At 62.4% G+C, this 24,871-nt stretch carries 22 protein-coding genes; 12 read left to right on the top strand and 10 right to left on the bottom strand.

What is annotated here, in order from left to right; translation table 11 throughout:
- Window positions 1–7 precede the first annotated feature (7 nt).
- The 8 genes from PFLQ2_RS13270 to PFLQ2_RS13305 form a co-directional block, all read right to left on the bottom strand.
- Window positions 8–2,140, bottom strand: a complete 2,133-nt coding sequence (locus PFLQ2_RS13270) for a TonB-dependent receptor (RefSeq protein ID WP_003182058.1) — start codon at window positions 2,138–2,140, stop codon at window positions 8–10.
- A gap of 468 nt (window positions 2,141–2,608) precedes the next feature.
- Window positions 2,609–3,568: a D-isomer specific 2-hydroxyacid dehydrogenase family protein gene (locus tag PFLQ2_RS13275; protein WP_003182055.1), complete on the bottom strand. Its 960-nt coding sequence runs from the start codon at window positions 3,566–3,568 to the stop codon at window positions 2,609–2,611.
- Window positions 3,565–4,752, bottom strand: a complete 1,188-nt coding sequence (locus PFLQ2_RS13280; protein WP_003182053.1) for an acyl-CoA dehydrogenase family protein — start codon at window positions 4,750–4,752, stop codon at window positions 3,565–3,567. Before PFLQ2_RS13280 ends, PFLQ2_RS13275 begins: the two co-directional genes overlap by 4 nt.
- 69 nt (window positions 4,753–4,821) lie before the next feature.
- Window positions 4,822–5,832, bottom strand: a complete 1,011-nt coding sequence (locus PFLQ2_RS13285) for an ABC transporter substrate-binding protein (protein ID WP_033046516.1) — start codon at window positions 5,830–5,832, stop codon at window positions 4,822–4,824.
- Between the two features lie 14 nt (window positions 5,833–5,846).
- Window positions 5,847–7,196 carry an LLM class flavin-dependent oxidoreductase gene (locus tag PFLQ2_RS13290; protein ID WP_003182048.1) on the bottom strand — a complete coding sequence of 450 codons (1,350 nt, stop codon included), beginning with the start codon at window positions 7,194–7,196 and terminating at the stop codon, window positions 5,847–5,849.
- A 12-nt stretch (window positions 7,197–7,208) separates the two neighbouring features.
- Complete coding sequence (locus PFLQ2_RS13295; protein ID WP_003182045.1) at window positions 7,209–8,162, bottom strand: ABC transporter substrate-binding protein; 954 nt, start codon at window positions 8,160–8,162, stop codon at window positions 7,209–7,211.
- A 95-nt stretch (window positions 8,163–8,257) separates the two neighbouring features.
- Window positions 8,258–9,841 carry a rhodanese-related sulfurtransferase gene (locus PFLQ2_RS13300; protein ID WP_003182044.1) on the bottom strand — a complete coding sequence of 528 codons (1,584 nt, stop codon included), beginning with the start codon at window positions 9,839–9,841 and terminating at the stop codon, window positions 8,258–8,260.
- A complete protein-coding gene (locus tag PFLQ2_RS13305) occupies window positions 9,838–10,446 on the bottom strand; it encodes a cysteine dioxygenase (RefSeq protein WP_003182042.1) in 609 nt (202 codons plus the stop codon). The genes PFLQ2_RS13300 and PFLQ2_RS13305 overlap by 4 nt, the downstream gene beginning before the upstream one ends.
- A 240-nt stretch (window positions 10,447–10,686) precedes the next feature.
- On the opposite strand from PFLQ2_RS13305, the gene PFLQ2_RS13310 reads away from it, so the two are divergent.
- Both PFLQ2_RS13310 and PFLQ2_RS13315 read left to right on the top strand, forming a co-directional pair.
- A complete protein-coding gene (locus PFLQ2_RS13310; protein ID WP_003182040.1) occupies window positions 10,687–11,592 on the top strand; it encodes a LysR family transcriptional regulator in 906 nt (301 codons plus the stop codon).
- 116 nt (window positions 11,593–11,708) lie between these two features.
- Entirely contained in the window at window positions 11,709–12,503 is a 795-nt protein-coding gene (locus PFLQ2_RS13315; RefSeq protein ID WP_003182038.1) for a class II aldolase/adducin family protein, read from the top strand.
- 164 nt (window positions 12,504–12,667) lie between these two features.
- Here the strand turns inward: PFLQ2_RS13315 and PFLQ2_RS13320 are convergent, their stop codons facing one another.
- Complete coding sequence (locus PFLQ2_RS13320; RefSeq protein ID WP_003182036.1) at window positions 12,668–13,756, bottom strand: LLM class flavin-dependent oxidoreductase; 1,089 nt, start codon at window positions 13,754–13,756, stop codon at window positions 12,668–12,670.
- A 382-nt stretch (window positions 13,757–14,138) separates the two neighbouring features.
- On the opposite strand from PFLQ2_RS13320, the gene PFLQ2_RS13325 reads away from it, so the two are divergent.
- The 10 genes from PFLQ2_RS13325 to PFLQ2_RS13370 all read left to right on the top strand — a co-directional run bounded on the left by PFLQ2_RS13325 (window position 14,139) and on the right by PFLQ2_RS13370 (window position 23,954).
- Window positions 14,139–15,023 (top strand): ABC transporter permease, encoded by an 885-nt coding sequence (locus tag PFLQ2_RS13325; RefSeq protein ID WP_003182034.1) that lies wholly within the window; start codon window positions 14,139–14,141, stop codon window positions 15,021–15,023.
- 1 nt (window position 15,024) lies between these two features.
- Window positions 15,025–15,837, top strand: a complete 813-nt coding sequence (locus tag PFLQ2_RS13330; RefSeq protein WP_003182033.1) for an ABC transporter ATP-binding protein — start codon at window positions 15,025–15,027, stop codon at window positions 15,835–15,837.
- Window positions 15,830–16,882, top strand: a complete 1,053-nt coding sequence (locus PFLQ2_RS13335; protein WP_003182031.1) for an ABC transporter substrate-binding protein — start codon at window positions 15,830–15,832, stop codon at window positions 16,880–16,882. The genes PFLQ2_RS13330 and PFLQ2_RS13335 overlap by 8 nt, the downstream gene beginning before the upstream one ends.
- Before the next feature lie 48 nt (window positions 16,883–16,930).
- Complete coding sequence (locus tag PFLQ2_RS13340) at window positions 16,931–17,743, top strand: energy transducer TonB (RefSeq protein WP_003182029.1); 813 nt, start codon at window positions 16,931–16,933, stop codon at window positions 17,741–17,743.
- 84 nt (window positions 17,744–17,827) lie between these two features.
- Complete coding sequence (locus tag PFLQ2_RS13345) at window positions 17,828–18,553, top strand: MotA/TolQ/ExbB proton channel family protein (protein WP_003182027.1); 726 nt, start codon at window positions 17,828–17,830, stop codon at window positions 18,551–18,553.
- 1 nt (window position 18,554) lies between these two features.
- On the top strand, window positions 18,555–18,956 hold the full coding sequence (locus tag PFLQ2_RS13350; protein WP_003182025.1) for an ExbD/TolR family protein: 402 nt from the start codon (window positions 18,555–18,557) through the stop codon (window positions 18,954–18,956).
- Between the two features lie 216 nt (window positions 18,957–19,172).
- Window positions 19,173–21,227 (top strand): pyridoxamine 5'-phosphate oxidase family protein, encoded by a 2,055-nt coding sequence (locus PFLQ2_RS13355; RefSeq protein WP_003182023.1) that lies wholly within the window; start codon window positions 19,173–19,175, stop codon window positions 21,225–21,227.
- Between the two features lie 168 nt (window positions 21,228–21,395).
- Entirely contained in the window at window positions 21,396–22,025 is a 630-nt protein-coding gene (locus PFLQ2_RS13360; RefSeq protein WP_003182021.1) for a glutathione S-transferase family protein, read from the top strand.
- An 88-nt stretch (window positions 22,026–22,113) separates the two neighbouring features.
- The gene (locus tag PFLQ2_RS13365; protein ID WP_003182020.1) at window positions 22,114–23,034 is read left to right on the top strand and encodes a LysR family transcriptional regulator; all 921 of its coding nucleotides are present in this window, start codon (window positions 22,114–22,116) and stop codon (window positions 23,032–23,034) included.
- Window positions 23,034–23,954 carry a LysR family transcriptional regulator gene (locus PFLQ2_RS13370; protein WP_003182019.1) on the top strand — a complete coding sequence of 307 codons (921 nt, stop codon included), beginning with the start codon at window positions 23,034–23,036 and terminating at the stop codon, window positions 23,952–23,954. Before PFLQ2_RS13365 ends, PFLQ2_RS13370 begins: the two co-directional genes overlap by 1 nt.
- On the opposite strand, the gene PFLQ2_RS13375 is transcribed toward PFLQ2_RS13370, so the two are convergent.
- Entirely contained in the window at window positions 23,951–24,856 is a 906-nt protein-coding gene (locus tag PFLQ2_RS13375) for an AraC family transcriptional regulator (RefSeq protein ID WP_003182017.1), read from the bottom strand. The two genes, PFLQ2_RS13370 and PFLQ2_RS13375, sit on opposite strands and share 4 nt — an antisense overlap.
- Between the last annotated feature and the right edge of the window lie 15 nt (window positions 24,857–24,871).

The following is a 24,871-nucleotide window of genomic DNA, read 5'->3' as shown; positions in this document are numbered from 1 at the left end:
TCAGGGGTCAGAGGTCGTAGCGCACCGACAACAACAGGGTTCGCGGATCGTTGACGGAGTAGTAGCGGGCACCGCTTGCGGGTACATAGCCGACTGCTTGCGGGTAGGCGCGGTCGAGCAGGTTTTTCACCGACAGCGTGGTGGTCCAATGACCGTCACCGGAGATGTAGCGGGTGTTGGCGTTCCAGAACGTCTGCTGGGGAATTTCCTGGACGTCATCGTTCAACGCATTGGCGTAGGACTTGGTCTGGAACTGCGCGTCGGTGCCCGCCAGCCACGTGCCGGGCAAACCGGCCGGGATGGTGTAGTTGAGGCCAACACTGGTGTTCCAGCGCGGCGAGTACACCAGCTGCTTGCCGTTGGCATCGACCCCGGCGCCGCTGGCGTTTTCGAAATCGTCGTACTGGCTTTGCAGGTAGCCGAGGTTGAACGTCAGTTGCAGGTCGTGGGTCAACGCCGTGAGGGTTTCCAGCTCGACGCCGTAGGTGTGGGCCTGGCCGACGTTGGTCCGCAGGCTGACGCCCAGCGCTGGGTCGTAAGCGTTGGTTTGCAGGTCCTTGTAGTCGTTGTAGAACAGCGCGAGGTTGGCACGCAGGCGACGGTCGAAGAAGTCGCCCTTGAACCCGGTTTCCCAGGTGGTGACGTCTTCCGGAGAAAACGCCTGCTCGGCGGCGGCCTGGGTCGGCGCGCGGTTGTCGTACCCACCGGCCTTGAAGCCTTTGGCGACGTAGGCGTACTGGTTGAGGTGCGGTGTCCAGGCGTATTCGAAGCCGAGTTTCGGGCTGGTGGATTGCCAGGACTTGCTTGAATCGGCGCTGAAGTTGGTGCCGGTGATCTGCCGGTCGGTGTTGACCACGTAATTGGTGTAGTCGAAGTTCTTGTGTTCGCGAGTGAACCGCAGGCCGGCGATCAGTGACAGTTGCTGCGTGACCTTGTAACTCCCCTGGCCATACAACGCGTAGCTCTCGGTATTGGTCGTGCTGTATTGACCCTGGCCGATCACCCGATTGCGCGCAACCGAATAGGTCAGGCTGTCGCGCTCGGCGTCGAATTTTTCCCGGTACAGGTACAGGCCAGTGCTGAAACTGAAATCGTCATAGTCGCCGTTGAGCTGGAATTCCTGGGTGGCATAGTCCTGCTTGTAGGTGATCAGGCTGTTCTGGATAAGGGCCGCCTGTCCGGAATTGTCATAGTCCACCGGCTGGTTGAAGGCCGAATAGGCCGTTACCGATTTGAAACTCAGATGATCATCGAGGGTGTAGATCGCCCGCAGCACCGAGCTGCCCTGGTCGAGGCGGTTCTTCGGGTTGAGGCTGCTGTAGCTCTTGAACTTGTCGAAGTGGCCGTCGGCGTCGAAGGGGGTATAGCTGGTGGTGTCGCCACGGTCGAAGGTGCCGGCCAGCGTCAGTTGCACATCCCAGGGCGAGTCGATGGGGTTGAAACGCAACTTGCCGCGGTAGGACTGCAGGTCGACATTATTCACGTCCTCGCCGCGGGTGGGGTTGGAGACGGTGCCGTCGCGGGTCAGGCGAATCGCCGAAAAGCTGCCGAACAGGGCGTTGTCCACCAACGGGCCGCTGATCAATAGCCGGCCGTTCTGTGCGTTGTAGTTGCCGGCGCCGAGTTCGAAGAACCCGCGGGTTTCCTGGGTCGGATCACGGGTGATCACGCGGATCGCGCCGGCGCTGCTGTTGCGCCCGTAAAGCGTGCCCTGGGGGCCGCGCAGGACCTCGACGCGCTCGACATCGTTGAAGTCGAGCATCGAGGAAATCGCCCGGGGGATGTACAAGTCATCGGCATAGACCGCGACGGCGGCTTCCTGGATTGGATCGGTCTCGCCGATGCCACGAATGCCGTAGGTCTGGGCGCTGTAAGAGATCGACTGGCGACTGAGGGTCAGGTTCGGTACCTGCCCTGAAAGGTCGCGGATGCTCTTGATCTGCTTGTCTTCAAGGGCGTTTTCATCGAACGCGGAAATCGCCAGCGGGGCTTTCTGCAAGTCCTCGCTGCGGTGTTCGGCGGTGACGGTGACAACGGGCAGGGCACCATCCTTGGTGTTTTCTTCGGCGTGAGCCGACAGCCCGAACAGGGCCAGCGATACGGCCAATGCCAAGCGGTTTGATGTGAAGGTGTCATGCATGGTGAGCCCCGGGTATGTAGATGCTGCGTGGGTGTTGTCTTTTTTTGGGCAAAGCGTTGCCGTAGTCATGGCGGTGAATGCCATGGCGGCGGTGGCTCGGGCCGGTTTCAGGTTTGGGTGTGCAGGTGACCGTGGGGTGGTGTCGGCCGGAAAAACATAGCGTTCCGAGAGCCTCCACCTGGTCAGGGGTCGGTGATGGTTGTAACAGTATTTGTATAATAGATCGTTGTAAAAGTCCGATTTGTTATAAGTTAATTATAAAAAATAGACATTAAATATTGATGTTAAATGCGGAAAGCTGATATTCGCAGTGCACAACCCTGTGGGAGCGAGCCTGCTCGCGATAGCGGATTCACAGTCAACGTCCATATGACTGACACACCGCCATCGCGAGCAAGCTCGCACAGTTGTTTGGGGTGGTTTCAAGAAATTCCATGCCCGCCAGATACCTCTGGGAGCATGCGGTTTTCAGTAGCCGCGCCGCACGTTGGCCAGGTTCTCCGGCGCCAGCCCATTCAGGAAGCGCTCAAGATTGGCCAGGAAACTGTCGGCTATTTCATGACGGCTATTGCTGGAAATCGCCGAAGTGTGGGGCGACAGGCGCACCCGGGGGTGGGAGTAGAGCGGATGGCCGTCGGGCAGCGGTTCGGGATCGGTGACGTCCAGTGAGGCCAGGCCGAGGGTGCCTTCGTCCAGGGCGTCGAGCAAGGCCCCGTGGTCCAGCAGGCCGCCACGCGCGATGTTGATCAGGTGCAAACCCGGCTTGGCACTGGCGAGCACCGGGCGGTTGACGATATGCCGGGTTGCGTCAGTCAGGGGCGCGGCCAGCACCAGGTGATCGGATCGGCAAAACAACTGATGGATGTCCTGCGCGGCCTCGACGCCCTCTACCTCGAACGGCGTCTGGCTTTGCCGCAACGCCAACACGTTGATGCCCAGGGCGTGGGCCTTGGTCGCCAGGCTGCGGCCAATCGCACCAAAACCAAGAATGCCCAGGGTACTGCCCTTGAGTGGCGTCAGGGCGCTGAATTGCCATTGCGAATCATGCACCCAGATATCCGGCAGGCGTTTGGCTGCCGCGAAGATCGACGCCAGGGCGAATTCGGCGATGTTGTCGGCGGCGCTGCCCCGGGAGGTGCTCACCGGCGGGCCGTTGAACAGCCATCCGGGGTAGAAGTCGATGCCCGAAGACACCACTTGAATCCATTTCAGTGCGTAGGGCCAGCCCGGCGGCGGTGTGTCCGGAGCCAGGTAGCCTCGCACGTTGATAGGGCGGGCCAGCAAGACACTGACTTCGGCCGGCAGGTCGCTGGGCACGCCGGCCGGTACATCGAGGACTTGCGCGCCCGGGTGCGTCTGTTCGAGGCGTTGGCGGATCACATCGTTGAAGTCTTTATCCAACTGGCTGGCAATCACGAGCGTGCTCATGCAAGGTCCTTTTTCTGGCGTTGGGCAAACACCGCTTTGCCGACGCCTTGCAGCACGGCGTCGTTTTGCGGGGTGTGGACGCGACTGCACAGCACGTCGCGGTAATGCCGCTGCAGCGGATTGTGTCGCGACAGGCCGGGGTTGCCCGACGCTTCGATGGCCAGCTCGACAGCGCGGATGGCGTTACCGGTCACCAGATATTTCAGTTGCGCGGCATGGGCGGCCGGGGTTCGCCCTTCAGCGGCGGCATCCAGCAGGCTGCGATTGGCGAACAGCAAGGTGTCGATGTGCCCGAGGATTTCCTGGAAACGTGGCAGGGTCGACAACGCAGCACCGAGGTTGGACGGTTTGCGCTGTTCCAGCCATTCCACGAACCAATCCCGCACAGCCTGGGCGACGCCGTCGTAGACCGCCGAGAGCAACACCGACATCCACAGGAAGCCGTCGCCGTCCAGCTCGGGTTGCGGCGCGCTCCAGCGGCTGACGCTGACGGCGTGATCCAGTGGCACCAGCACGTTGTCGAACAGTATTTCGTGGCTGCAAGTGGCGCGCATGCCCAGGTGATCCCAGTCGTCGATGATGCTGATTCCGGGTGTGTCCTTGTGGACCAGCCAAGCCCCCACCAACGGATCTTCGTCGGTGCTGCGTGCCCAGACGCTGAACCAGGTCAGGCCGTGGCTGCCGGTGGAGTAAATCTTGCGCCCGCTGATGCGCCAGCCTTCGGAGGTGCGCCTGGCGATGGTCGCCGGCAGCCCGCCACGGGCCGGAGTGCCCAGGTCGGGCTCGACACGCAGGGCATTGATCAGCGCGCCTTCGCGCACGGCATCCTGGGCCACGCGCAAGCGCAATGCCTCGGGCCAGTTCCGATTATCCTGCAGGCGCGAATGCTGAAGGTACTGCATCACCAGAATCAATGCAGTGGAAGGCTCGCCCTTGGCGACCGCACTGATCACCTTGCGCGCCTGCACCAGGCTCGCGCCGCCACCGCCCAATGCCTTGGGCACCGTCAGGGCCAGCAGGTCATGCTTATGCAGCAGTCTGAAATTGTCCTGGGGAAAGGCGCCGGTCTCGTCATAGATGTGCGCCGTAGCAGCCAGTTGCTGGCTTACGCGTTCGAGCAACGTGTCGAAATCGGCTGCATCAACCGATTGCAGCGAGGGTGGACGTGGAGAAGGAAGACTCATGGTGCGTTCACTCGATCAAAAGGGTGAGAACCAGATGCGGCCCTTGGGGTGAGGCATCAGAGGCAGGGCTCATATTGGCAACAGGCGGAAATTGCGGTCCCACAGCGGACTCACGTCGAGGCGTTCGCTCAGCACGCCGGCGTTGAAGAACAGGTCGGCGACCTCCTGTTGCGAGGCGATGGCCTGGTCGCTGACTTCGACGACTTTCCACGGCTGGCTGCGGTTGTTGTACATGTCCAGGAACACGGCTTTATCCACGCCCAGCAACTGCGCCGACTTGGCAGCCCAGGGTTCGGGGTTGTTGTTGATCCATTCCAGGGTGCGCGCCTGCCGCTGGATATAGTCCTGGATCGCCTGCTTGCGCAGTGGGTCTTCCAGGGCGGCAGGCCTGGCGGCGATCAGGTAGTTGCCCGAGAGGTAGCCCAGGGCGGTTTTCAATACCCGGGCGCCGCTGCGGAACTTCGCCAACTGGATGAATACGCCGTAGATCACCCATGCATCGAGCTGGCCGCTCTGGAAGGCGGTGAAGCCATCCTGGGGGGTGAGTGCCACCGCCGTGATGTCGTTCATGGTCAGGCCTTGTTCCTTCAAGGCCTTGATCAGAAAGTAGTGGGACGTGGTGGAGCGCACATAGCCGACGCGCTTGCCGCGCAGTTGCCCGATCGATTCGAGGGCGGAATCCTTGGGAATCAGAATCACCTGGTTGTTCACGTCACCCTGTAGCACCGCGATCAGGCGCGGCTGGCGGTGGCTCTGGATGGAAAAAATCGGCGGTATTTCGCTCATGCCGCCCACGTCCAGGCCGCCCGAGGCCAGCGCTTCGACGATCAGGTTGCCGCCCGCGAACTCGGCATATTCGACTTTGTAGGGTGTATTGCCGGTGCCGGCTTCGTCGACGAAATAAGAGTCCTGGCCCCGGTAGGTTGCGACACCCAACGTCAGCTCAGAAAGGCCTTTGTCTTGGGCGAAGGCACGTGGGGAGAGCCCCAGGGCAGACAGCCCCAACGCGCCCAGGGCGATGGAACTGGCCGTAAGGAAATCGCGACGATTGAATGGCCCTGCCGTAAGGTTTTTGATCATGGTCGGGCGCTCGCTCATGCCACGGCCTCGCGGGTCGGTTCGCTGGCCCGGGACTGTGCGTAACGGTTGGCGGGCACTGGCAGGCCAAGGTTGTCGCGCAACGTATCGCCGTTGTATTCGCGGCGAAACAATCCGCGCTGCTGCAGGACAGGCACCACGAGTTCGGTGAAATATTGCAGGCCGTCCGGCAGTAGCGAGTTGATGATGAAACCATCGGCCGCGCCGTTCTCGAACCAGGCTTCAATGGCGTCGGCCACCTGTTCGGGAGTGCCGACAAAGTCTCGCCGTGGCTGGGAGAAACGCAGGGCGACTTCGCGCAAGGTCAGGCCTTCGTCCCGGGCCAATTGCTTGATCCGGTCCGAGCCGCCTTTCTGGCTGTTGGCGCCCAGGTCGCCCAGTTCAGGGAAGGGCGCATCCAGCGGGTATTGGCTGAAATCATGGTCATTGAAGGGGCGGCCAAGGGCGACGATGGCATCTTCGATGCTCACCAGTGCCACCGCTTGTTGGTAGCGGTCTTCGACTTGCGCTTCATCGCGCCCGACGATCGGGCGGATGCCGGGCAGGATCGACAGCGCCTGAGGATCGCGCCCGAAGCCCTGGGCGCGTTTTTTCAGGTCCTGGTAATAGGCGCGCGCTTCGTCGAAGCCCTCGGCGCCGACGAAAATGGCGTCGGCATTCCCGGCGGCGAAGTTGCGCCCGTCCTCGGATGTGCCGGCCTGGAAAATCACCGGCTGGCCCTGGCGGGAGCGGGCGATGTTAAGGGGGCCTTTCACCGAGAAGAATTCGCCCTTGTGCTCCAGGGCATGCAGTTTGCCGGGGGTGAAGAATTCACCCGTCTGCTTGTCGTAGGCGAAGGCGTCGTCTTCCCAGGAATCCCACAAGCCCTTGACCACCTCCACGTGTTCCTTGGCGATCCGATAGCGCACGGCGTGCGGCGGGTGCTCGGTCTTGCCGAAGTTGTCAGCGGTGCCGCTGAGCCACGACGTCACCACGTTCCAACCGGCTCGCCCACCGCTGATATGGTCCAGCGAAGCGAACTGGCGCGCCACTTGGTAGGGCTCGGTGTAGCTGACCGTCACCGTCGCCACCAGGCCGATGTTCGACGTCACTGCCGCCAACGCCGAGAGAACGGTCAGCGGCTCGAAGCGGTTGAGGTAATGCGGACTGGATTTTTCATGAATGTGCAGGCTGTCGGCGATGAACACGAAATCGAACTTGGCGCCTTCGGCCAGTTGCGTCTGTTGCTTGTAGAAACCGAAGTGGGTGCTGGCATTGGGCAGCGCCTGCGGATGGCGCCATTCGCCCCAGCCGTGGCCGACGCCGTGGACCATTGCACCGAGTTTCAGTTGGCGTTGTTTGCTCATGGTTCTGCTCCTTTAGCGTGAGGCCTGGGCGAGTGGGGCACGCAGGGTGTTGAAGCTCTTGTCGAAGCCTTGCGAGACGTCAATGCGGCGGGTCAGCAAGCCTTCTTCCTGATAGATATCGGCGGTCGCCTGGAGGCCGCTGACGACAGCGTCGTCAATCACCACGGGTTGCATGTGGGTGGCATTGGCCACGCTCAGGTGAACCGCCAGGGGCAGGCCGGTGATCCGGGCCTGGGCGGCGGCGTATTCGTTGGGGTGCTCGTTGCTCCAGCGAAAGGCCCGGTCGACCCGGGCGACAAAATCGTCCAGTTGCTGGCGTTTTTCGGCGATGGCCTGGCTGGTGGCGGCGAGGTAAAGATGATTGCTCAGCAGGCTGCTGCCGCTGACCAGCACCCGCGCCTGGCTCTGGGCGGTCACGACCGTGGTGAAGGGGTCCCAGGTGGACCAGGCATCCGCGGTGCCGTTATCCAGCACCAGTCGGGATTCGCTGGGCAGCAGGAAGACGAATTCCACGTCCTGGGTGCTCAGGCCGGCGCTGCGCAGGGCCTTGATCGCCAGGTAATGCCCGATGGAACCGCGCGTGGTGACGATACGCTTGCCCTTGAGGTCGGCGACTTGCTTGATGGGCGAATCCTTGGGAACCAGAATGGCCGTGGTGTTGCGTCCTTCAGCATGGATGATGCTGACGACCTTGAGCGAGGCGCCGGCGCCCAGGGCGAACACGTAGGGTGCATCGCCCAAGGCGCCGAGATCTACGGCGCCGGCATTCAGCGCCTCGCCCAACGGCGCGGCGGCGGGGAACTCGGAAAACTGTATGTCGTAGGGCACATCCTCGAGCTCGCCGGAAACCTCCAGCAAGGCCTTGATGGTGGATTTCTGATTGGCAACTCGCAGCGGCTGCAAGTCGGCGGCGTGGGCCGGGCCAAAGGCGAGGGCGATCAACAGCAGGGGTAAAGTCAGGCGCATCGGAGGTTCCAGGCTGAGTGTTGCGTTCAGCGCCTCCGCCTGGAGAAGGGGTCGGCTGGTGTGGGCGGGGGCCGGTCAACCGACCCCCGTCGGGTTCAGATCACGAAAAAACCATGGGTGCCGTCGCGGGCCAACTGGTCAACCAGTCCGTACTCCCAATCCAGGTAGGCCTGCATGGCCTCCCGTGGGCTGTCGGTGCCCTCGTAAGGTCGGCGATAACGGTCGATACGCGGCGAGGCCAGGCGGGTTTCGCCGTGCTCCAGTGGTCGTTGCGTGGCGATCCAGGCGGCCGTGCCGTTGCGCAGGAGAAATACGTCCTTGCCGGTCAGTGCCTCGACTTCGGGGACCGCCAGCCGGGCCAATTGGCTGCTGCCGCAGGTCAACACGTAACGTTGGGCCGGCGGCACCTTGGCCAACGCCTCGCTCAACTGAGCGCGCAGGACCCACCACGCACCGGGAATATGGCGCTTGACGTAATTGGCGCTGCCGGTGAAATCCAGCACCACGGTATCGCCTTCGGCCAGCCACTGTTCGAGGGTTTCCGGGCTGATTTCCTCAGCTTGCGGCGGTACCGGCACCGGCGCTTTCCACGTGCCCTGTTCGCTGAAGTGTGCGGGCTGCAAGTCATCCAGCACATGCACTTCCCAACCCAGTTGCGCGAGCCAGGAGGCGGACATATTGGCGCGCACGCCGTCATCGTCCACCAGTACCAGGCGCGCGCCACGCACGCTGGCGAAATGATCGGTTTCCTGCACCAGTTGCCCTCCGGGAGTGGAGCGCGAGGCAGGCAGGTGGCCGGCTTCGAATTCTTCCGGGGTACGCACATCGAACAGGTAGGTGCTGCGTGTCGGTTCCTGCTGCCAACGGTGCAGGTCGGCGAGGGTGGCGCGCCCCACCAGGGCCTTGTCGGCGACACGGCGGGCATCGCGGGCGGCGACGTCTCGGTGTTCTTCGTCGGTGGCGGCAAAGCGGCGCGACTGGCCGTGCTCCAGGGTCTGGCCGGCCAGGGTCCAGCCAATGGTGCCGTTGCGCAGGGCCGCCACCGGGTTGTCGATGCCCGCATTGATCAGCGACTGGGTGCCGATGATGCTGCGGGTACGCCCGGCGCAATTGACGATGATGCGGGTCGCCGGGTCTGGGGCGAGTTCGCGGGCACGCAACACCAGTTCCGCCCCAGGCACGCTGATGCCACCGGGAATGCTCATGGTCTGGTATTCGTCGAAACGCCGGGCGTCGAGCACCACCACGTCGGCCTCGGCGTCGAGCAACGCCTGGACTTCTTCCGCCGCCAGGGACGGGGTATGGCGCTGGTTTTCCACCAGCTCACCAAAGGCCTTGCTTGGCACATTGACGTCGATGAACAACTCGCCGCCGGCCTTGCGCCAACCCTCAAGGCCGCCTTCGAGGACACTGGCATTGCTATAGCCCAGTTCCTGCAAGCGTTGCGCCGCGATGCCCGCCAGGCCTTCACCGTTGTCATAGACCGTCACCGGGGTGTCGCGCCTCGGGATGCGCGAATACACCTCCAGCTCGAGCTTGGACAGCGAAATATTGGCGGCGAACAGCGGATGCCCTTCGGCAAAAGGGGCCTCTTCACGGACGTCGATAAGGGCCAGTTCTTCACGGTTCAGCAACGCCTGGCGAATCTCGGCGTAAGAGCGGGTAGGTGCGGTGCTCATAGGGCTTGGCTCTCTTTGGACAGGTCCCAGATATTGGGCAGGAAGGCGTTGGAATAACCGGAAATGAACAGTTTCTCGCTGCCGTCGGGCTGGTACACCGCCCGGCGGACGGCGCCGATGTTGGCGCCATAGACATGGATGCTGATGGAAACCCGGTCATCGAAGGCATTGCTGACCTGATGGATATCGCCGATCTTGGGAGACACTGCTTCGACCTGGCCTGGCACCAGCCGTATGGGGGGGGCCTCAGGCGCCAGGGTGCCGTCGGGATGGCGGGCGAAGCCTTGGGAGTGTTCGGCGCCGCGCAACATGCCGATCAAGCCCCAGACCCGATGATCGTGGATCGGCGTACGTTGCCCCGGCCCCCAGACAAAACTGACCACGCTGAAACGCTGCCGCGAGTCGGCGTGCAGCAGGTATTGCTGATAGTGCTCGGGATCTGGCCGAGCGAAATCCTCGGGCAGCCAATCGTCATGGCTGACCAATTGAGCGAGCAGCTTGCCACCACGATGCAGCAGGTCGCCTTCGCGAGGGTTTCCGTCGATCAGCTCCGCCAGGGCGCCGATAAATGCTCTGAGTCTCTCCGGGTGTCGGGCCTGGGTCATGGCGATTCCGTCGTTGGGGTGAATATCTGTTTTCAGGATTTAAGCATAATGATTTTTCTTAATATGCTATTTTTTTATGATTAGGTTATAGCTGAAAGGAATTTAGAACGCTTGTGCATAGAGTTAGAGGTTATCGATCGGTGTGCCGGGCTATCCAGGCATGCGCAATGGCACTATGCTTTTTCGCAGCGCGTTATGCTTTTCAAACATCTTATTGACTGTTCTCTATGTGCGGGCCAAATGAAAATTGACGATATTGACGCCTTTGTCGAAGTGATTCGTTGCCAGTCCATCAGCCATGCCGCCGAAACGCTGCAGCTGACGCAACCGGCCATCACGCGGCGCGTGCAGAACTTCGAGCAAGCGTTGGGCGTGGAATTGTTCGACCGCAACACCAAGCCGCTCAAGCCCACGTTGATCGGTACGCGGGTCTACGAACAGTGTCGCCTGATCTTGCGAGAGATGGACGCCCTGCGCGAGCTGGTTGCCACCGACGCGCCGCCGACCGGCCTGTTGCGCCTGGGCGTCCCGCAAACGATCGGTGATGTGGTGCTGCTCGATGCGCTCAAGCATTTGCGCGTGGAGTATCCCGAGTTGCGTGCCCAGGTTGTCACGGGCTGGGGCAGCCAGTTGGTTGGCAAGATCGAGCGTGGCGAACTGGACGCAGCGGCGGCGTTGTTTCCCGCAGGCAAGATTTTTCCGGACAACATCGTCGGCGAGTCGATCGGCAAGATGGAACTGGTGGTGGTGTGCGCCAGTGCACAATTGCCCAAGCGTCCCTGCAAGCTGGCCGATGTCTACCAGAATGGCTGGATCCTCAATCCGGATGGCTGCGGTTTCCGTGCCGGGTTGCAGCGGACCTTGTCGGACCAGGGCCTGGCGTTGCGGGTCAACCTGGAAACCTTCGGCACCGAATTGCAGCTGGGCCTGGTCGCCGATGGCCTGGGCCTCGGCCTGGTGCCGCGTCCGCTGCTGGAGCGCAGCGTCCACCGCGAACAATTGGCGGCCATGCCGCTGAAGGATTTCAAGCCGGTGATGGATCTGTGGCTGATCTATCCGCACTTTTTGGGCAACCTGCAAGGTCCGGTGGACGCCTTCGGCAAATGGGTGGCCGGATCGCTGCAGAAAGTCAAAAACGCTGCGTGAGCTGGTCATATCATAAAAAAAATAATAATTAGCTTAGATTAAAATGTGCTTTTTATTATTTTTTGTCTTCCCCTAGGCTTCCTGGAGATCCTTAAGGCCATCCAGGAAGTTTTGCCATGAGTAGCGTCAGCCCGTTATCCAGCGTTTCGAAAAATGTTCGCCAGCGTGTCAGCCCCGAAGAATGGGAGGTGCGGGTGAAGCTGGCCGCCGCTTATCGGCTGGCAGCCTTGTTCAAATGGACCGATCACATCTATACGCATTTTTCCGCGCGGGTGCCTGGGCCTGATGAGCATTTTCTTATTAACGCCTTCGGCTTGCTGTTCGATGAAATCACCGCGTCCAACCTGGTCAAGGTCGACATCGACGGCACCCTCGTCGATGACCCGACGGGGTTGGGCATCAACTACGCCGGTTATGTGATCCACAGCGCCATCCACGGTGCCCGTCCAGACCTTCAAGCGGTGCTGCACACCCACACCCGTGACGGCATCGCCGTGTCGGCCCAGCGCGATGGGCTGCTGCCGATTTCCCAGCATTCCATCGCCTTCTCCGGGCGGGTCGCCTATCACGGCTACGAAGGCATCGCCCTGGACCTCGACGAGCGTGAGCGGCTGGTGGCGGACCTGGGGGACAAGAGCGTGTTGATCTTGCGCAACCACGGTTTGCTGACGGCGGGAGTCAGCGTCGAGCACGCTTTCCAGCAGCTGCAAGGGCTGGAGCGCGCCTGCAATATCCAGATCGCGGCACAGGCGGGCGGCAATGCCGAACTGATCTTCCCCCCGGCGGACGTCGTGGCCAAGGTCGAAACCCAGGCCGAAGCGCTCAAGAGCGGTGACGGGCCTGGGGTGGCGCGGCATTGGAATGCACTGATCCGGCAGTTGGAACGGACCGACGTCGACTACAAGAACTGAGCTTTTAATCGGGCTTGCAGCTTTGCCTGGCAGACCGCCTTCGCGAGCAAGCTCGCGATAGCGGTGTGTCAGCTTGCAAATTGTCGAATGTGCCGCCGCCTTCGCGGGCAAGCCCGCTCCCACATTTGGCCTGACACGCCGCTCAAGCAAAAAAGCCTACTGTTTCAAGCGACTTTTTCTGCGGCCTGGCGCTCGCGTTCGGCGACGAGTTGGCGGGTCAGTGGGATGAGGCGCTTGCCATAGTCGATGGCATCTTCGAGCGGGTCGAAGCCGCGGATCAGGAAAGTGGTGATGCCCAGGTCGTAATAATCGAGCAGGGCGTGCGCCACTTGTTCCGGGGTGCCTACCAGGGAGGTTGAATTGCCTTGGGCACCGAGCAGGTTGGCAATGCCGGTCCACAGGCGCTTGTCCAGGCGCGCACCTTGGGCAGCGGCGGCCAGCAGGCGTCGCGAGCCTTCGTTCGGGGGCTCGCGGCGAACGAAGCCATTCTGTTCGGCCAGCGCAGTGGCCTGTTGCAGGATGCGTTCGGCACGATCCCAGGCTTGTTCCTCGGTGTCCGCCAGGATCGGTCGCAACGACAGGCTGAAGCGAATGCTGCGGCCATGCCTGGCGGCTTCGGCGCGAACCTGGTTCACCACATCGCGAACCTGCTCGTAGGTTTCACCCCACAAGGCATAGACGTCCGCATGCTTGCCCGCTACAGCGATGGCCGCCGCCGATGAGCCGCCGAAGTACAGCGGGATATGCGGCTGTTGCGGTGACTTTACCTGCGAGTGAGCACCGTCGACCTGGTAGTACTTGCCCTGGTAATCGAAAGGTTGCTCGCGGGTCCATTCCTGGCGCACCACATCGAGGTATTCATCGGTGCGCGCGTAGCGCTCGTCCTTGCCGATGTGGCTGCCGTCCGCGCGCAGTTCGCGATCATCGCCGCCGGTAATGATGTGCACGGCGGTGCGTCCGCCGTTGAACACATCCAGCGTGGCGAACTGGCGGGCGGCCAGGGTGGGGGCGGCAAATCCCGGCCGATGAGCAATCAGGAACTTCAAGTTGGTCGTCACGCTGGCGGCGTGAGAGGCGATCAACGTGCTGTCCGGACTGTTGGAATGAAACGCGACCAGCGCCCGGTCGAACCCTGCCTCTTCATGAGCCCGGGCGACTTGCTCGACGTATTCGGGTTGGAGGACAGGGCCGCTGCGAGGGTGGATTTCCGAGGCGTGGTGGCCGCCGATGAAGCCGATGAATTCAATACTCATGGTGGGGTCCTTTTCGTTGAACGGGCGTATTTGAAGCCTCCACCGCGTGGGGTCGGTCCGTGATGATGAAAGGTAGGCGCAGCAAGGCAAGGCTGTGAAATGCCGATTTGTTCTAAGTTAATTATGAAAAATATTAATCAAAATTCATTGAGTGCATCAGCAATATGCATTTTGCAGGTGGTTGGCCGCAGCCGCTGCAGTCCGCGCCGGTTGAGGCGTCTTACTATGCAAATAATTTATCTGATATGCGCTATATCTGATTTTTAATCATATTAGGTTATTCCTAAAAAGAATTTCACTGCGGTTTTTTATGCGAATAGCATGAATCCCGAAGCTGATGCATGGCGTTTGCAGCCATGTTCTTTACGAGGAAGGACGCCTGATGACCGACAAGACTTTCCAGACACAGAGCACCAGCAGCTCGTTTTCCATCGATAAGGCCGTTCGCCTCGGCGCAGCACACCAGGGACTGTCGCGGCTGGCCCCCGACTGGTTGCGCAATTGGCGCACGCCCGAGGCGCTGTTGCGGTTGATCAGCCCCTTGGTATTGCTGCTGCTGTGGGAGCTGGCGTCACGCTGGGGCCTGATTCCGCAGCGGATCATCGCCGCGCCGTCGCAGATCGGCGGGACGCTGTGGGCCATGATTGCCTCGGGAGAACTCGGCAAACATCTGTTGGTCTCGCTGCAACGGGCGCTCGTGGGATTGAGCATCGGTGTGACGATTGGCGTGGTCGCGGCGCTGATCAGTGGGTTGTCGAAACGCGGCGAAGTGGTGCTCGATTCGCCGATGCAGATGTTGCGCACGATCCCTTCGCTGGCCCTGGTACCGCTGTTCATCCTCTGGTTCGGCATCGGCGAATTCACCAAGATCGCCCTGATCGTCATCGGCACGACCTTTCCGGTGTACCTGAATCTTTTCGCCGGCATTCGCAATATCGACCCCAAGCTGATCGAGGCGGCCAACACCCTGGGGCTGAGCCGCCGGGAGCTGATCTGGCATGTGATCCTGCCGGGTTCCTTGCCTTCCTTTTTTGTTGGCCTGCGCTATTCCCTGGGTATTTCCTGGCTGGCGCTGGTCTTCGTCGAGCAAATCAACACCACCGCCGGCATCGGCTACCTGGCCAGTGACGCGCGGGACTTCATGCGCACCGACGTGATTGTGATCTGCCTGCTCATCTACAGCATCCTCGGCCTGTTGATCGATGGACTGATCCGCACGCTGGAGCGATTTGCCCTGGCCTGGCGCCCAACTTTTGTGAGGAACTGACATGTCGAGCATCGAACGCGTGGATGCATCCAAACCCACGGAATCAGCAGCACCTGTGCAGTTGCGCAATGTGGTGCGTCAATTTGGCCAGCAACGAGTCATCGACGGCCTGGACCTGGATATAGCCCCGGGGGAATTTGTCGCATTGCTGGGCGCCAGCGGTTCGGGCAAGACCACCTTGTTGCGCAGCCTGGCGGGGCTCGACAGCATCGACAGCGGTCAGTTGCGAGTGCCCAAGGCTCGGGCTGCGGTGTTCCAGGAGCCCCGGCTGATGCCGTGGAAGCGCGCCTGGAAGAATGTCGTCCTCGGCCTGCGCATTCCTGACGCCAGGCTCCGCGCGGTGGAAGCCCTGACCGAGGTGGGCCTGGCCCATCGGCTGGAAGCCTACCCGGCGACGCTCTCCGGTGGCGAAGCCCAGCGGGTAGCGCTGGCCCGGGGCCTGGTGCGCGAACCCAAGCTGTTGCTGCTCGACGAGCCGTTCGCCGCCCTCGATGCGCTGACACGGATCCGCATGCATCGGCTGATCATCGACTTGTGGCGCAAGCATACGCCCGCCGTGTTGTTGGTCACCCACGACGTGGACGAAGCCATTCTGCTGGCCGATCGGGTGATCGTGCTGGCCAACGGCAAGATTGCCGAACAATTGACGATCGACCTGCCCAGGGCCCGGGACACCGGCCAGGAAGGTTTCCAACAGATTCGCACGCGCCTGCTGGAGCTGTTGGGGGTTGAACGGGTCGAGCCGGCGGCTCAGGCAACCGGCGCGGCGCGTCAGGCGCCGAGCACCAATGTCCGGCGTTTTGCCCATGGCTGATCGGTCGATAAAGGCCTCCCGCAGGCCAGTATATTTCTGGAAAGCCACGGTTCTGCTGGCCGGCGCCGTGCTGTTGCTCAGTGGTTGCGGCGAGAGCGCTGACACTCGACCGCCGTCCGCCGGGGCTGCGGACTTGTCCGGCGTGACGCTAGTGCTGGGCGACCAGGCCAAGGGCCTGCGCACGGTGGTGGAAGCGTCGAAGGCACTGGACGGCATCGAGTACAAGGTGCAATGGGCGAACTTCCAGGGCGCGGCGCCGTTGTTCGAGGCCCTGCGCGCCGGTGCAGTCGACCTGGCGCCGGCCGGTGATACACCGGTACTCGCGGCCGCCACGGGCGGTACGCCGCTGCGCATTGTCGCGGTGCGGCGCGGCCAATCGCGAAGCATCGCAATCCTGGTGCCGCCAGACTCGCCGATTCGCAGCGTCGCCGACCTCAAAGGCCGCAACGTCGTGGTTTCATCGGCCCGGGGCAGCATCGCCCAATACCTGCTGATTCGCGCCCTGGCGAAGGCTGGCGTCGAGGAACAGGACGTCAAGGTGGGTTTTGTCCTGCCCACCGATGCCTTGCCGGCGTTCAATGCCGGGAAAATCGAAGCCTGGGCAACCTTTGGCGTCTACCAAGCGTTTGCCGAGCAGAAGGGCGCCCGGGTATTGATCAGCGGCGAGGGCATCAACTCGGGGCTGACGTTTATCACAGCGTCCGATGAGGCCTTGGGCGATCCGCTCAAGCGCAAGGCGCTGAGCGATGTCCTCGGCCGTTTTGCCAAGGCCTTCGAGTGGGCGCAGGACCATCCCGAGGAGTACGCCCAGGTCTTCGCCAAGGCTAACGACGTACCCCTTGAGGTTTCGCAAACGTTGCGCCGCTGGGGCGATGAATCGCTGGCCCCGGTTGAGGCACGAGACGTCCAGGCGTTGCAGCAGGTCGATGATTTGTTCGTGGAGAAAAAGATTTTTCCTCACCGTGTCGATGTCAACGCGCTGATGGACGACCAGGTGTTTGCCCCCGGATCAGCGGCACTGACGCAGTCGGCGTCGACGCGTTAGTCCCGCGTCAGGCGCGTGTTCAATCGGGTTATTCAAAGGAGTCGATGAATGGGCAATGTTCAGAGCGCCACCCAGGCCCTGGAAGTTTTCCGGCGCCCGCTGCCTGGCGGTGAGCTGCTTGATCTTGGCCGGGCCTTTCGCGAGCCGCTGGGTGCACTGCGGTTGCACACCACGCCCAAGGGCGTGTTGAGTCGCCGCGAAGGGGTCTTGCTCGGGGTGTTCGCGTTGGTGCTGCATGGTGCGGTGATCGTCTGGGTCAACCAGGCGCCAGCGCCACTGTTGCCGGTGGTGCCGCCGCAGGTCCCGCCGATGACCATCGAGTTTTCCCAACCTGCGCCACCGGTGGTAGAACCACCACCTCCGGCACCGATTCCACGGCCTGCGGCCGAGCCACCGCCGCCGGTCGAGGATGAGTTGGCGGTCAAGCCACCGCCGCCCAAACCCATTCCCAAGCCTAAACCAGTGCTCAAGCCACCGCCCAAGCCGGTTGCCAAGGCGGTGGAACAGCCGCCTGCGCCGCCCGCGCCGCCACAACCGGTCGCGGCCCCGGCGCCTCCCGCACCACCCGCGCCGAAACCGCTGACCCCGCCGTCGGCCAGCGCTGGCTACCTGAAGAACCCGGCGCCTGAATACCCGTCGCTTGCCATGCGCCGTGGCTGGGAAGGGACGGTGTTGTTGCGGGTGCATGTGCTGGCCAGTGGCAAGCCCGGCGAGATCCAGATCCAGAAAAGCAGTGGCCGCGATCAGCTCGACGACGCAGCGCTGGCGGCGGTCAAGCGCTGGAGCTTTGTCCCGGCCAAACAGGGCGATGTTGCCCAGGACGGCTGGGTCAGCGTGCCCATCGATTTCAAAATCAAGTAACTCAACTGTACCCAGAGACCGCGGGCCACCTGACAAAAGGCGCATCGCTGCAACCGATCTAATGCCTTGTTGGAGAGCCTGACCATGAACCTGATCGCATCGCCTTTTGAATCCATCGAACATGCCGTCATCTGGGTGTTGATCCTCTTTTCCGTTGCCACCTGGGGGCTGGCCTTGCTCAAGGGTGTACAGTTCACCCGCCTCAAGACCCAGGATCGCCGCTTCCATAAACGCTTCTGGGCCGCCTCCAGCCTCGATTCGGCTGCTGAACTGGCCCAGGGCCAACCGGGCGCCGCGGCCCGTGTGGCGCTGGCCGGCTACGCGGCGATCCAGGTGCCGGAGGGCGCTCAAGCGGCCGATCTGAGCCAGTCGATCAACCACCAGGACCGGCTCGAGCGCGCCTTGCGCCAGCAGATCGTGCGCGAGCGCCGCTCACTGGAAAGCGGCCTGGCGATTCTCGCCAGTATCGGCAGCACCTCGCCCTTCATCGGTCTGTTCGGGACTGTCTGGGGCATCATGTCGGCGTTGAAGGGCATCAGTGCCGCCGGCTCGGCGAGCCTGGAAACCGTGGCCGGTCCCATCGGTGCCGCGCTGGTTGCCACGGGTGTCGGTATTGCCGTCGCGGTGCCGGCGGTGCTGGTGTACAACTATCTGCTTCGGCGCCTGAAGCTGACCGCCGCCGACCTGGATGACTTCGCCCACGACTTCTACAGCCTGGCGCAGAAAAACGCCTTCCGCGTGTTGTTGCACCCGGTACTGAGCAAGTCCGGCGCGACTGTCGCCGGGCAGAAAGTGAAGGAGGCGTCTTGATATGGCCTTCTCGACACAAGACAGTGATGAGGTACTCAGCGAGATCAACGTGACGCCCCTGGTGGACGTCATGTTGGTGCTATTGGTGGTGTTCATCGTCACGGCGCCGCTGCTCACCAACGCCATCCCGATCAACCTGCCAAAGACCGAGTCGGTGGCGCCGGTGGAGCAGAAAGACCCGCTGGTGGTGAGCATCGACGACAAGGGCAAGGTGTTCATCAACAAGGACGAGATCCAGGCGGACCTGCTCGAATTCAACCTGCAGGCGGCCAAGGCAAAGAATCCGGAGGTGCGTGTGCAATTGCAGGCGGACAACGGCGTGAACTATGGCGAGGTCGCCCGCGCCATGGCATCCATCGAGCGCGCCGGGATTACCAAGCTGTCGGTGATCACGGCGAAATAGAAGGACGACGCGCCCACGTCGCTTCGCTGTATCGGCCTGCCCACGCCACCGTTCCATTTTATGAAAGGGTGGATTGCAGTTTGTGCGTATTCCTGCGCAGCCGCTTTGGGACGAAGATGACTCCACCCACCTGCACACCCGTGCGAGTGCGGTGCACGATTCCTAACCGGAGCGCACTGGCGCAGGCTGTCCTGCTGCGGGCGCGAGGAGCAGCTGATGGACGAAGCCTTGAAAGCAAAACCCTCGCCTTGGCATGAAGGAGAGCTGACATTGCAGCGCTCCGTCGGGGCGGTCGACATGATGGCCAGCGTCGGCCAGCGGCAACTGGCGCGCACCTGGATGCCGGACCAGCATCGCGAGTTCTACGCCCAATTGCCTTTCGTGGTGTTGGGTGCGGTGGATCGGCAAGGCGACGTATGGGCGACCCTGCGCACCGGTCAGCCCGGCTTCATGAATTCGCCCGACCCGCAGACCTTGCACATCCACTGCGAACCGCAGCCCAACGACCCGGCCCAGGAAGGCATGGGCGAGGGCGATGCCATCGGCATGCTGGGCATCGAGCTGCACACCCGTCGACGTAACCGCATGAATGGCGTCGTACGCGGTCAGCTTGAGCAAGGACTGGATATTTCCGTTAGCCAGGCCTATGGCAACTGCCCTCGCTACATCAACCTGCGCCAGTATCACTTTGTCGACGAGCAGGCGCTCGCGCCTCGGCCATTGACCGCGACGGACCCGTTGGTCCGTCGGCTGGTGACGGCGGCCGATTCGTTTTACATCGCCACTTATGTCGTGCGCGACGGCGAGCGGCAAGTCGATGCCTCCCATCGCGGCGGCAAGCCAGGGTTCGTGCGCATGGACGAAGACGGGTCGCTGACCGTTCCCGACTTTTCCGGGAACCTGTTCTTCAACACCTTGGGCAACATCCTGCTGAACCCGCGTGCGGGCTTGGTGTTCATCGATTTCCAGACAGGCGACCTGCTGCAAATGAGCGGTTCGGCGCAAGTCCTGCTGGACGACCCGCAAATTTCGGCGTTTCAGGGCGCCGAGCGGTTGCTGCGTTTCACCCCGCAACGCATCGTTTACCGGCCGGCGGCCATCCCGTTGCGCTGGAAAGACCAGGACGAGGGCGACTCGCCCAACTCGCTGATGACCGGCAGTTGGGAGCACGCCGCTGAACGCTTGCAGGCCGAGGCCTTGCGTACCCACTGGCGTTCGCTGCAGGTCACGCGGGTGGTGGATGAAAGCCCCAGCATCCGTTCGTTCTACTTGCAGGCGAGCGACGGGGCGGGTTTGCCACGGTTCGAAGCCGGGCAGCATTTGCCCGTGCGGGTCCTTCTGCCAGGGCAGAAAACGCCATCGATCCGCACGTACAGCGTGTCCAGCGCGCCGTCGGATGATTTCCTGCGCATCAGCGTCAAGCGCGACGGCACGGTGTCGTCCCACTTGCATGACCAGGTCCAGGCGCTGCATGAAATCGAGGCGCGCGCCCCCCAGGGCCATTTCACTATTCAGCCCACCGAGCGGCGCCCCTTGGTGCTGTTGGCGGCGGGGGTCGGTATCACGCCGCTGCTGTCGATGTTGCGGGAGGTTGTTTACCAGGGCCAACGCATCAGCCGCATGCGCCCGGTCTGGCTGGTACAAAGTGCGCGCACCGTGGCCGACCTGGCGTTTCGCGAGGAGCTCGACGAACTGGCGGCGCGCGCCGGGGACAGGCTGCGGATACTGCGCGTGGTCAGCCAACCGGCCCTCGACGTGAATGTCGGTGAAGGCTACGACTTGGCGGGCCGGATCGACGTGGAGCTGCTCAAGCGCCTGCTGCCCCTCAACGACTACGACTATTATTTGTGCGGGCCGGGCGGCTTTACCCAGGCGCTGTATGACGGATTGCGGGGCCTGCGCATCCCTGACGACCGCCTGCACGCAGAAACTTTCGGCCCCTCCACGCTAGTGCGCGACATCGAAGTCAGCGTGCCCGCAGCCGAGCAAGTGCCCGCCGCGAGCGAAGCGGTGAAGGTCCTGTTCGCCAGCTCCGGCAAGGAAGCGCGTTGGGAGCCGGGCAATGGTTCGCTGCTGGAGCTGGCCGAGGCGCGCGGATTGAACCCGGAGTTCAGTTGCCGTGGCGGTTCCTGCGGCACCTGCAAGACCCGCTTGACCCGTGGCCAGGTGCATTACCTGACCCAGCCTGCGGAGCCGGTGGCCGAGGACGAGGTGTTGATCTGCTGCGCGGTGCCGGCGCAGGGCAGTGAAACCCTGGTGCTCGACATTTGACTCGAATGCCGGCGCGCTGCATCCCGCTGAGGCCGGATGCGGCGGTCGACTCTTTCGTTGGATGAAATGCTGGATTGTAAAAGCTGGTTATTCCGGTGCCTGGCAAGGGAGTAGAGGATAGCGTCATCGACGCGATTGCCGCTTCGAGCCAACAGTACGGAGTACGTCATGCCTGAGAAAGCGATCAAACTTTATCGCCACCCCTTGTCCGGTCACTCCCATCGCGTCGAGCTGATGTTGTCCCTGCTGGGCCTGCCGACCGAGTTGATATTCGTCGACCTGATGAAGGGTGAGCACAAGACCCCGCAATTCCTGGCCATCAATCGTTTTGGCCAGGTGCCGGTGATCGATGACAACGGCACCGTCCTGGCCGACTCGAACGCGATCCTGGTCTACCTCGCGGCCAAGTACGGCAAGGGGCAATGGCTGCCGGACGATCCGCTTGCCCAAGCCAAAATCCAGCGCTGGCTTTCGGTGGCCGCCGGCCAGATCAACCAGGGCCCCGCTAACGCGCGGTTGATCACCGTATTCGGTGCAGGTTATGACGCGGCAGATGCCATTAAGCGCTCCCACGCGCTGTTGCAGGTCATGGAACAGGAATTGGAACAAAGCAAGTTCCTGGCGGGTGACCAACCGAGCATCGCTGACGTTGCCGCCTACACTTACGTGTCACACGCACCGGAAGGCAACGTCTCGCTGAGCGACTACCCGCAGGTCCGTGCGTGGCTGGGCAGCATCGAAGCGTTGCCGAATTTCGTCGGCATGCAACGCACCGCCAAAGGCTTGCAACAGGTTTGATTCCGGAGCCAGGGGCGAGCGCCGCAATTCCTCGCGGCACGCCCCATCCCGCTGCACTTGAATTTCGTCAACCCAGGCTGAGTCGCCCATGGATCGTTTCCAGGAAATGCAGGTTTTCATGGCTGTTGCGGAAGAAGAAGGCTTTGCCGCGGCCGCACGCCGGCTGCGCATCTCGCCCCCGAGCGTGACGCGTGCCATCGCCGGGATGGAAGAGCGTATCGGAACCCAACTGCTGTCGCGCACCACCCGCAATGTGCACCTGACCGAAGCGGGGCAACGCTATCTGGAAGATTGCCGGCGAATCCTGGGCGAACTCGACGAGGCCGAGGAGGCGGCTGCCGGCAGCTATTCGATACCGTGCGGATACCTGACGGTCACGGCACCGGTGCTGTTTGGCGAGTTGTACATCGCGCCGCTGCTTACCGATTACCTGGACCAGTTCCCGTCGGTGCATCTCAACGCCTTGTTGGTCGACCGCGTGGTCAACATTGCTGACGAAGGGATCGACGTGGCGATACGCATTGGCCATTTGCAGGAAACCAACCAGCACGCCATCAAGGTCGGGGAGGTCCGGCAGGTGATCTGCGCGGCGCCTGCCTATTTTCAGCGACATGGGACACCCAGGCACCCCGAAGAGTTGAGCCAGGCCAATATCGTCATGTCTTCGGCCAGCCACTTGCTCAGCGACTGGCAATTCATGGCGCAGGCAAAGCCGTTGAACCTGCGTTTCGAGCCGCGCCTGGTGGTCACCGCCAATCAGGCCGCGATCAACATCGCCTGCCAGGGCTGGGGCGTCACTCGCGTGCTGTCCTATCAAGTCGCCAGGCAGGTGGCGCAGGGAACGCTGGAAGTGGTGCTCAAGGAATTTGAACTGCCGGCGTTGCCGATTCACGTGGTGTATCAAAAGAGCAACCGGATACCCGCCAAGGTCCGCACGTTTGTCGATTTCCTGACGGACCGGCTCGGGAGCGACGCCACGCTCAAGCCGGTCGTCAAAGGTAGCGCTTGATGGGGCGATATCATGAAATGCTGATGTTTCATGCGCTCTCGCAGTGCCCCAGCCTCGCCTCGGCGGCCCATCGTCTCAACGTCTCCGGTCCCACCGTGGTCCGTGCCATCGCTCGCCTGGAAGCGCGGCTCGGGGTGCAGCTGTTGCAGCGCAGCACACGCGGGGTGGTGCTGACGGAAGCCGGCGCGGGCTTCATGGCCGATTGCTCGCGCATTCTCAAGGGCATCGACGATGCCGAGGCTTTGGCCAAGGGTTGGCATGTCCAGGCGCAGGGCAATCTGACGGTCTTGTTGCCCTTGCTGTTCAGCCGCTACGTCATGTCCCCGCTGCTGGCCGGCTATATGGATCTGTATCCGCAGATCAAGGTGTTTGCCCACTACCATGATCGTTTCCCGAACATGAGCGAAGAGGGGCTGGATGTGGCAGTGCTGGTGGGCCGGTTACCCAGTTCTTCATTGATCGCCCGACCGGTCGGCAGCGTTCGTTCGATCGTCTGCGGCAGCCCTGGTTACCTGGCGATTCACGGTGAGCCCGAAGTGCCGCAGGACCTGCGCAATCACCGATTGATTGCCGCGCAAGCCAATCAGGACAGGGTCCGCTGGTCCTTCCAACAGCAAGGCGAGACAAGTTGCATCAACGCTCGCACGCGGCTCAGTTGCGCCACGCTCCAGGCCGCCATCGATGCCGCAGCTCATGGCGCGGGGTTGACCCGTTGCCTGAGCTACCCCTTGTACGACTATTTGAACAGCGGCCAATTGCGCAGGATCTTGCAACCTTACGAGCCGCCCTCGCTGCCGGTCCATGTGGTTTATCGGGAAAGGCGCAAGGCGCCAATGCGGGTACGCAGCTTTGTCGATTACGTTGTCGATCGCCTGCGTGAACACCCGGCCATGCGGCCCGATGCGGCATTTTTTGGTTAGATCCCGCGTCGAACTTTTCCTGGCGCCTGGCCGTAGATGTCCTTGAACTTCTTGCTGAACGCGGCCTGGGATTGATAGCCGACCTGCACCGCAATATCGCTCAGCCCCAGGTGTGAGTGGCTCAGCAGGCCGAAGGCCAGCTCCATGCGCACCTGCGTCAATAGCACCCACGGCGAGGCGCCGGCCACATTGACGAACGCGCGCATGAAACTGGCGCGGGACATGTTGGCGATGTCCGCCAGGCCTTGAATGGTCCATTCATGCGCCGGATCCGCCAGGATTGCCTGCCAGGCCCGGCCCAGGCGCTTGTCGCCGAGCAGGGCCAGCGCGCCGCTGTCCTGGCCCTGGCTGGCCAGGTGCGTGCGTAAAATCAGCGTGAACAGTGCCTGGGTAAGTGCGTCGAGCAAGAAACGGGCGCCGACTTTATCGTCGTCAGCCTCCTGCCGGATCACCCCGACCAGCGCCGATAACGGCCCGTTGGCCGGCCCCGCGCCGCTGGGAATCACCAGGTAATCGGGCAGGGATGCGAACAGCAGCGAAGCACGGTTGTAGTGAAAGCCACCGCACAGCATGTCCAGTTCCGGGCTGGCGCCGCCGATGCGATGAATCGGCAGCGTGCCACCGGTCACCTGCTTAGGAGTGCTCGGCGGCACGCTCTTTCCGGGGCTGTGCATCACGTGCCGCGCGCCGCGGGGCAACAGCAGAATGTCACCGGCGCGCATGGGCAGGCGCTGCCCGTCGGGAAATTCCACCCGGCACTCTCCCGCCAGCACGATGTGATAGGGCGCCGTGCCCAGGGCCTGCTGTTCATGGTCCAGGGCCCAGTCGCCCTCGAACTGGCAACGCAGATCCAGGCTGCCGCGAACGTTGGCCAGGCTGATGAGTTTATCGATTGCATTCATTTGAGCGTTTCGCAA

The sequence above is a fragment of the Pseudomonas fluorescens Q2-87 genome (genome assembly GCF_000281895.1).
GTDB lineage: Bacteria > Pseudomonadota > Gammaproteobacteria > Pseudomonadales > Pseudomonadaceae > Aquipseudomonas > Aquipseudomonas fluorescens_S.
This window is presented reverse-complemented; position numbering and strand designations above follow the sequence as displayed.

Bases quoted from the DNA above. Each gene is read 5' to 3' on its own strand.
- PFLQ2_RS13320 (WP_003182036.1), bottom strand. From the start codon at position 13,756: ATGAGTATTGAATTCATCGGCTTCATCGGCGGCCACCACGCCTCGGAA.
- PFLQ2_RS13360 (WP_003182021.1), top strand. From the start codon at position 21,396: ATGCCTGAGAAAGCGATCAAACTTTATCGCCACCCCTTGTCCGGTCAC.
- PFLQ2_RS13340 (WP_003182029.1), top strand. From the start codon at position 16,931: ATGGGCAATGTTCAGAGCGCCACCCAGGCCCTGGAAGTTTTCCGGCGC.
- PFLQ2_RS13345 (WP_003182027.1), top strand. From the start codon at position 17,828: ATGAACCTGATCGCATCGCCTTTTGAATCCATCGAACATGCCGTCATC.
- PFLQ2_RS13295 (WP_003182045.1), bottom strand. From the start codon at position 8,162: ATGCGCCTGACTTTACCCCTGCTGTTGATCGCCCTCGCCTTTGGCCCG.
- PFLQ2_RS13355 (WP_003182023.1), top strand. From the start codon at position 19,173: ATGGACGAAGCCTTGAAAGCAAAACCCTCGCCTTGGCATGAAGGAGAG.
- PFLQ2_RS13310 (WP_003182040.1), top strand. From the start codon at position 10,687: ATGAAAATTGACGATATTGACGCCTTTGTCGAAGTGATTCGTTGCCAG.
- PFLQ2_RS13335 (WP_003182031.1), top strand. From the start codon at position 15,830: ATGGCTGATCGGTCGATAAAGGCCTCCCGCAGGCCAGTATATTTCTGG.
- PFLQ2_RS13300 (WP_003182044.1), bottom strand. From the start codon at position 9,841: ATGAGCACCGCACCTACCCGCTCTTACGCCGAGATTCGCCAGGCGTTG.
- PFLQ2_RS13325 (WP_003182034.1), top strand. From the start codon at position 14,139: ATGACCGACAAGACTTTCCAGACACAGAGCACCAGCAGCTCGTTTTCC.
- PFLQ2_RS13285 (WP_033046516.1), bottom strand. From the start codon at position 5,832: ATGATCAAAAACCTTACGGCAGGGCCATTCAATCGTCGCGATTTCCTT.
- PFLQ2_RS13365 (WP_003182020.1), top strand. From the start codon at position 22,114: ATGGATCGTTTCCAGGAAATGCAGGTTTTCATGGCTGTTGCGGAAGAA.
- PFLQ2_RS13315 (WP_003182038.1), top strand. From the start codon at position 11,709: ATGAGTAGCGTCAGCCCGTTATCCAGCGTTTCGAAAAATGTTCGCCAG.
- PFLQ2_RS13290 (WP_003182048.1), bottom strand. From the start codon at position 7,196: ATGAGCAAACAACGCCAACTGAAACTCGGTGCAATGGTCCACGGCGTC.
- PFLQ2_RS13305 (WP_003182042.1), bottom strand. From the start codon at position 10,446: ATGACCCAGGCCCGACACCCGGAGAGACTCAGAGCATTTATCGGCGCC.
- PFLQ2_RS13350 (WP_003182025.1), top strand. From the start codon at position 18,555: ATGGCCTTCTCGACACAAGACAGTGATGAGGTACTCAGCGAGATCAAC.
- PFLQ2_RS13275 (WP_003182055.1), bottom strand. From the start codon at position 3,568: ATGAGCACGCTCGTGATTGCCAGCCAGTTGGATAAAGACTTCAACGAT.
- PFLQ2_RS13330 (WP_003182033.1), top strand. From the start codon at position 15,025: ATGTCGAGCATCGAACGCGTGGATGCATCCAAACCCACGGAATCAGCA.
- PFLQ2_RS13370 (WP_003182019.1), top strand. From the start codon at position 23,034: ATGGGGCGATATCATGAAATGCTGATGTTTCATGCGCTCTCGCAGTGC.
- PFLQ2_RS13375 (WP_003182017.1), bottom strand. From the start codon at position 24,856: ATGAATGCAATCGATAAACTCATCAGCCTGGCCAACGTTCGCGGCAGC.
- PFLQ2_RS13280 (WP_003182053.1), bottom strand. From the start codon at position 4,752: ATGAGTCTTCCTTCTCCACGTCCACCCTCGCTGCAATCGGTTGATGCA.
- PFLQ2_RS13270 (WP_003182058.1), bottom strand. From the start codon at position 2,140: ATGCATGACACCTTCACATCAAACCGCTTGGCATTGGCCGTATCGCTG.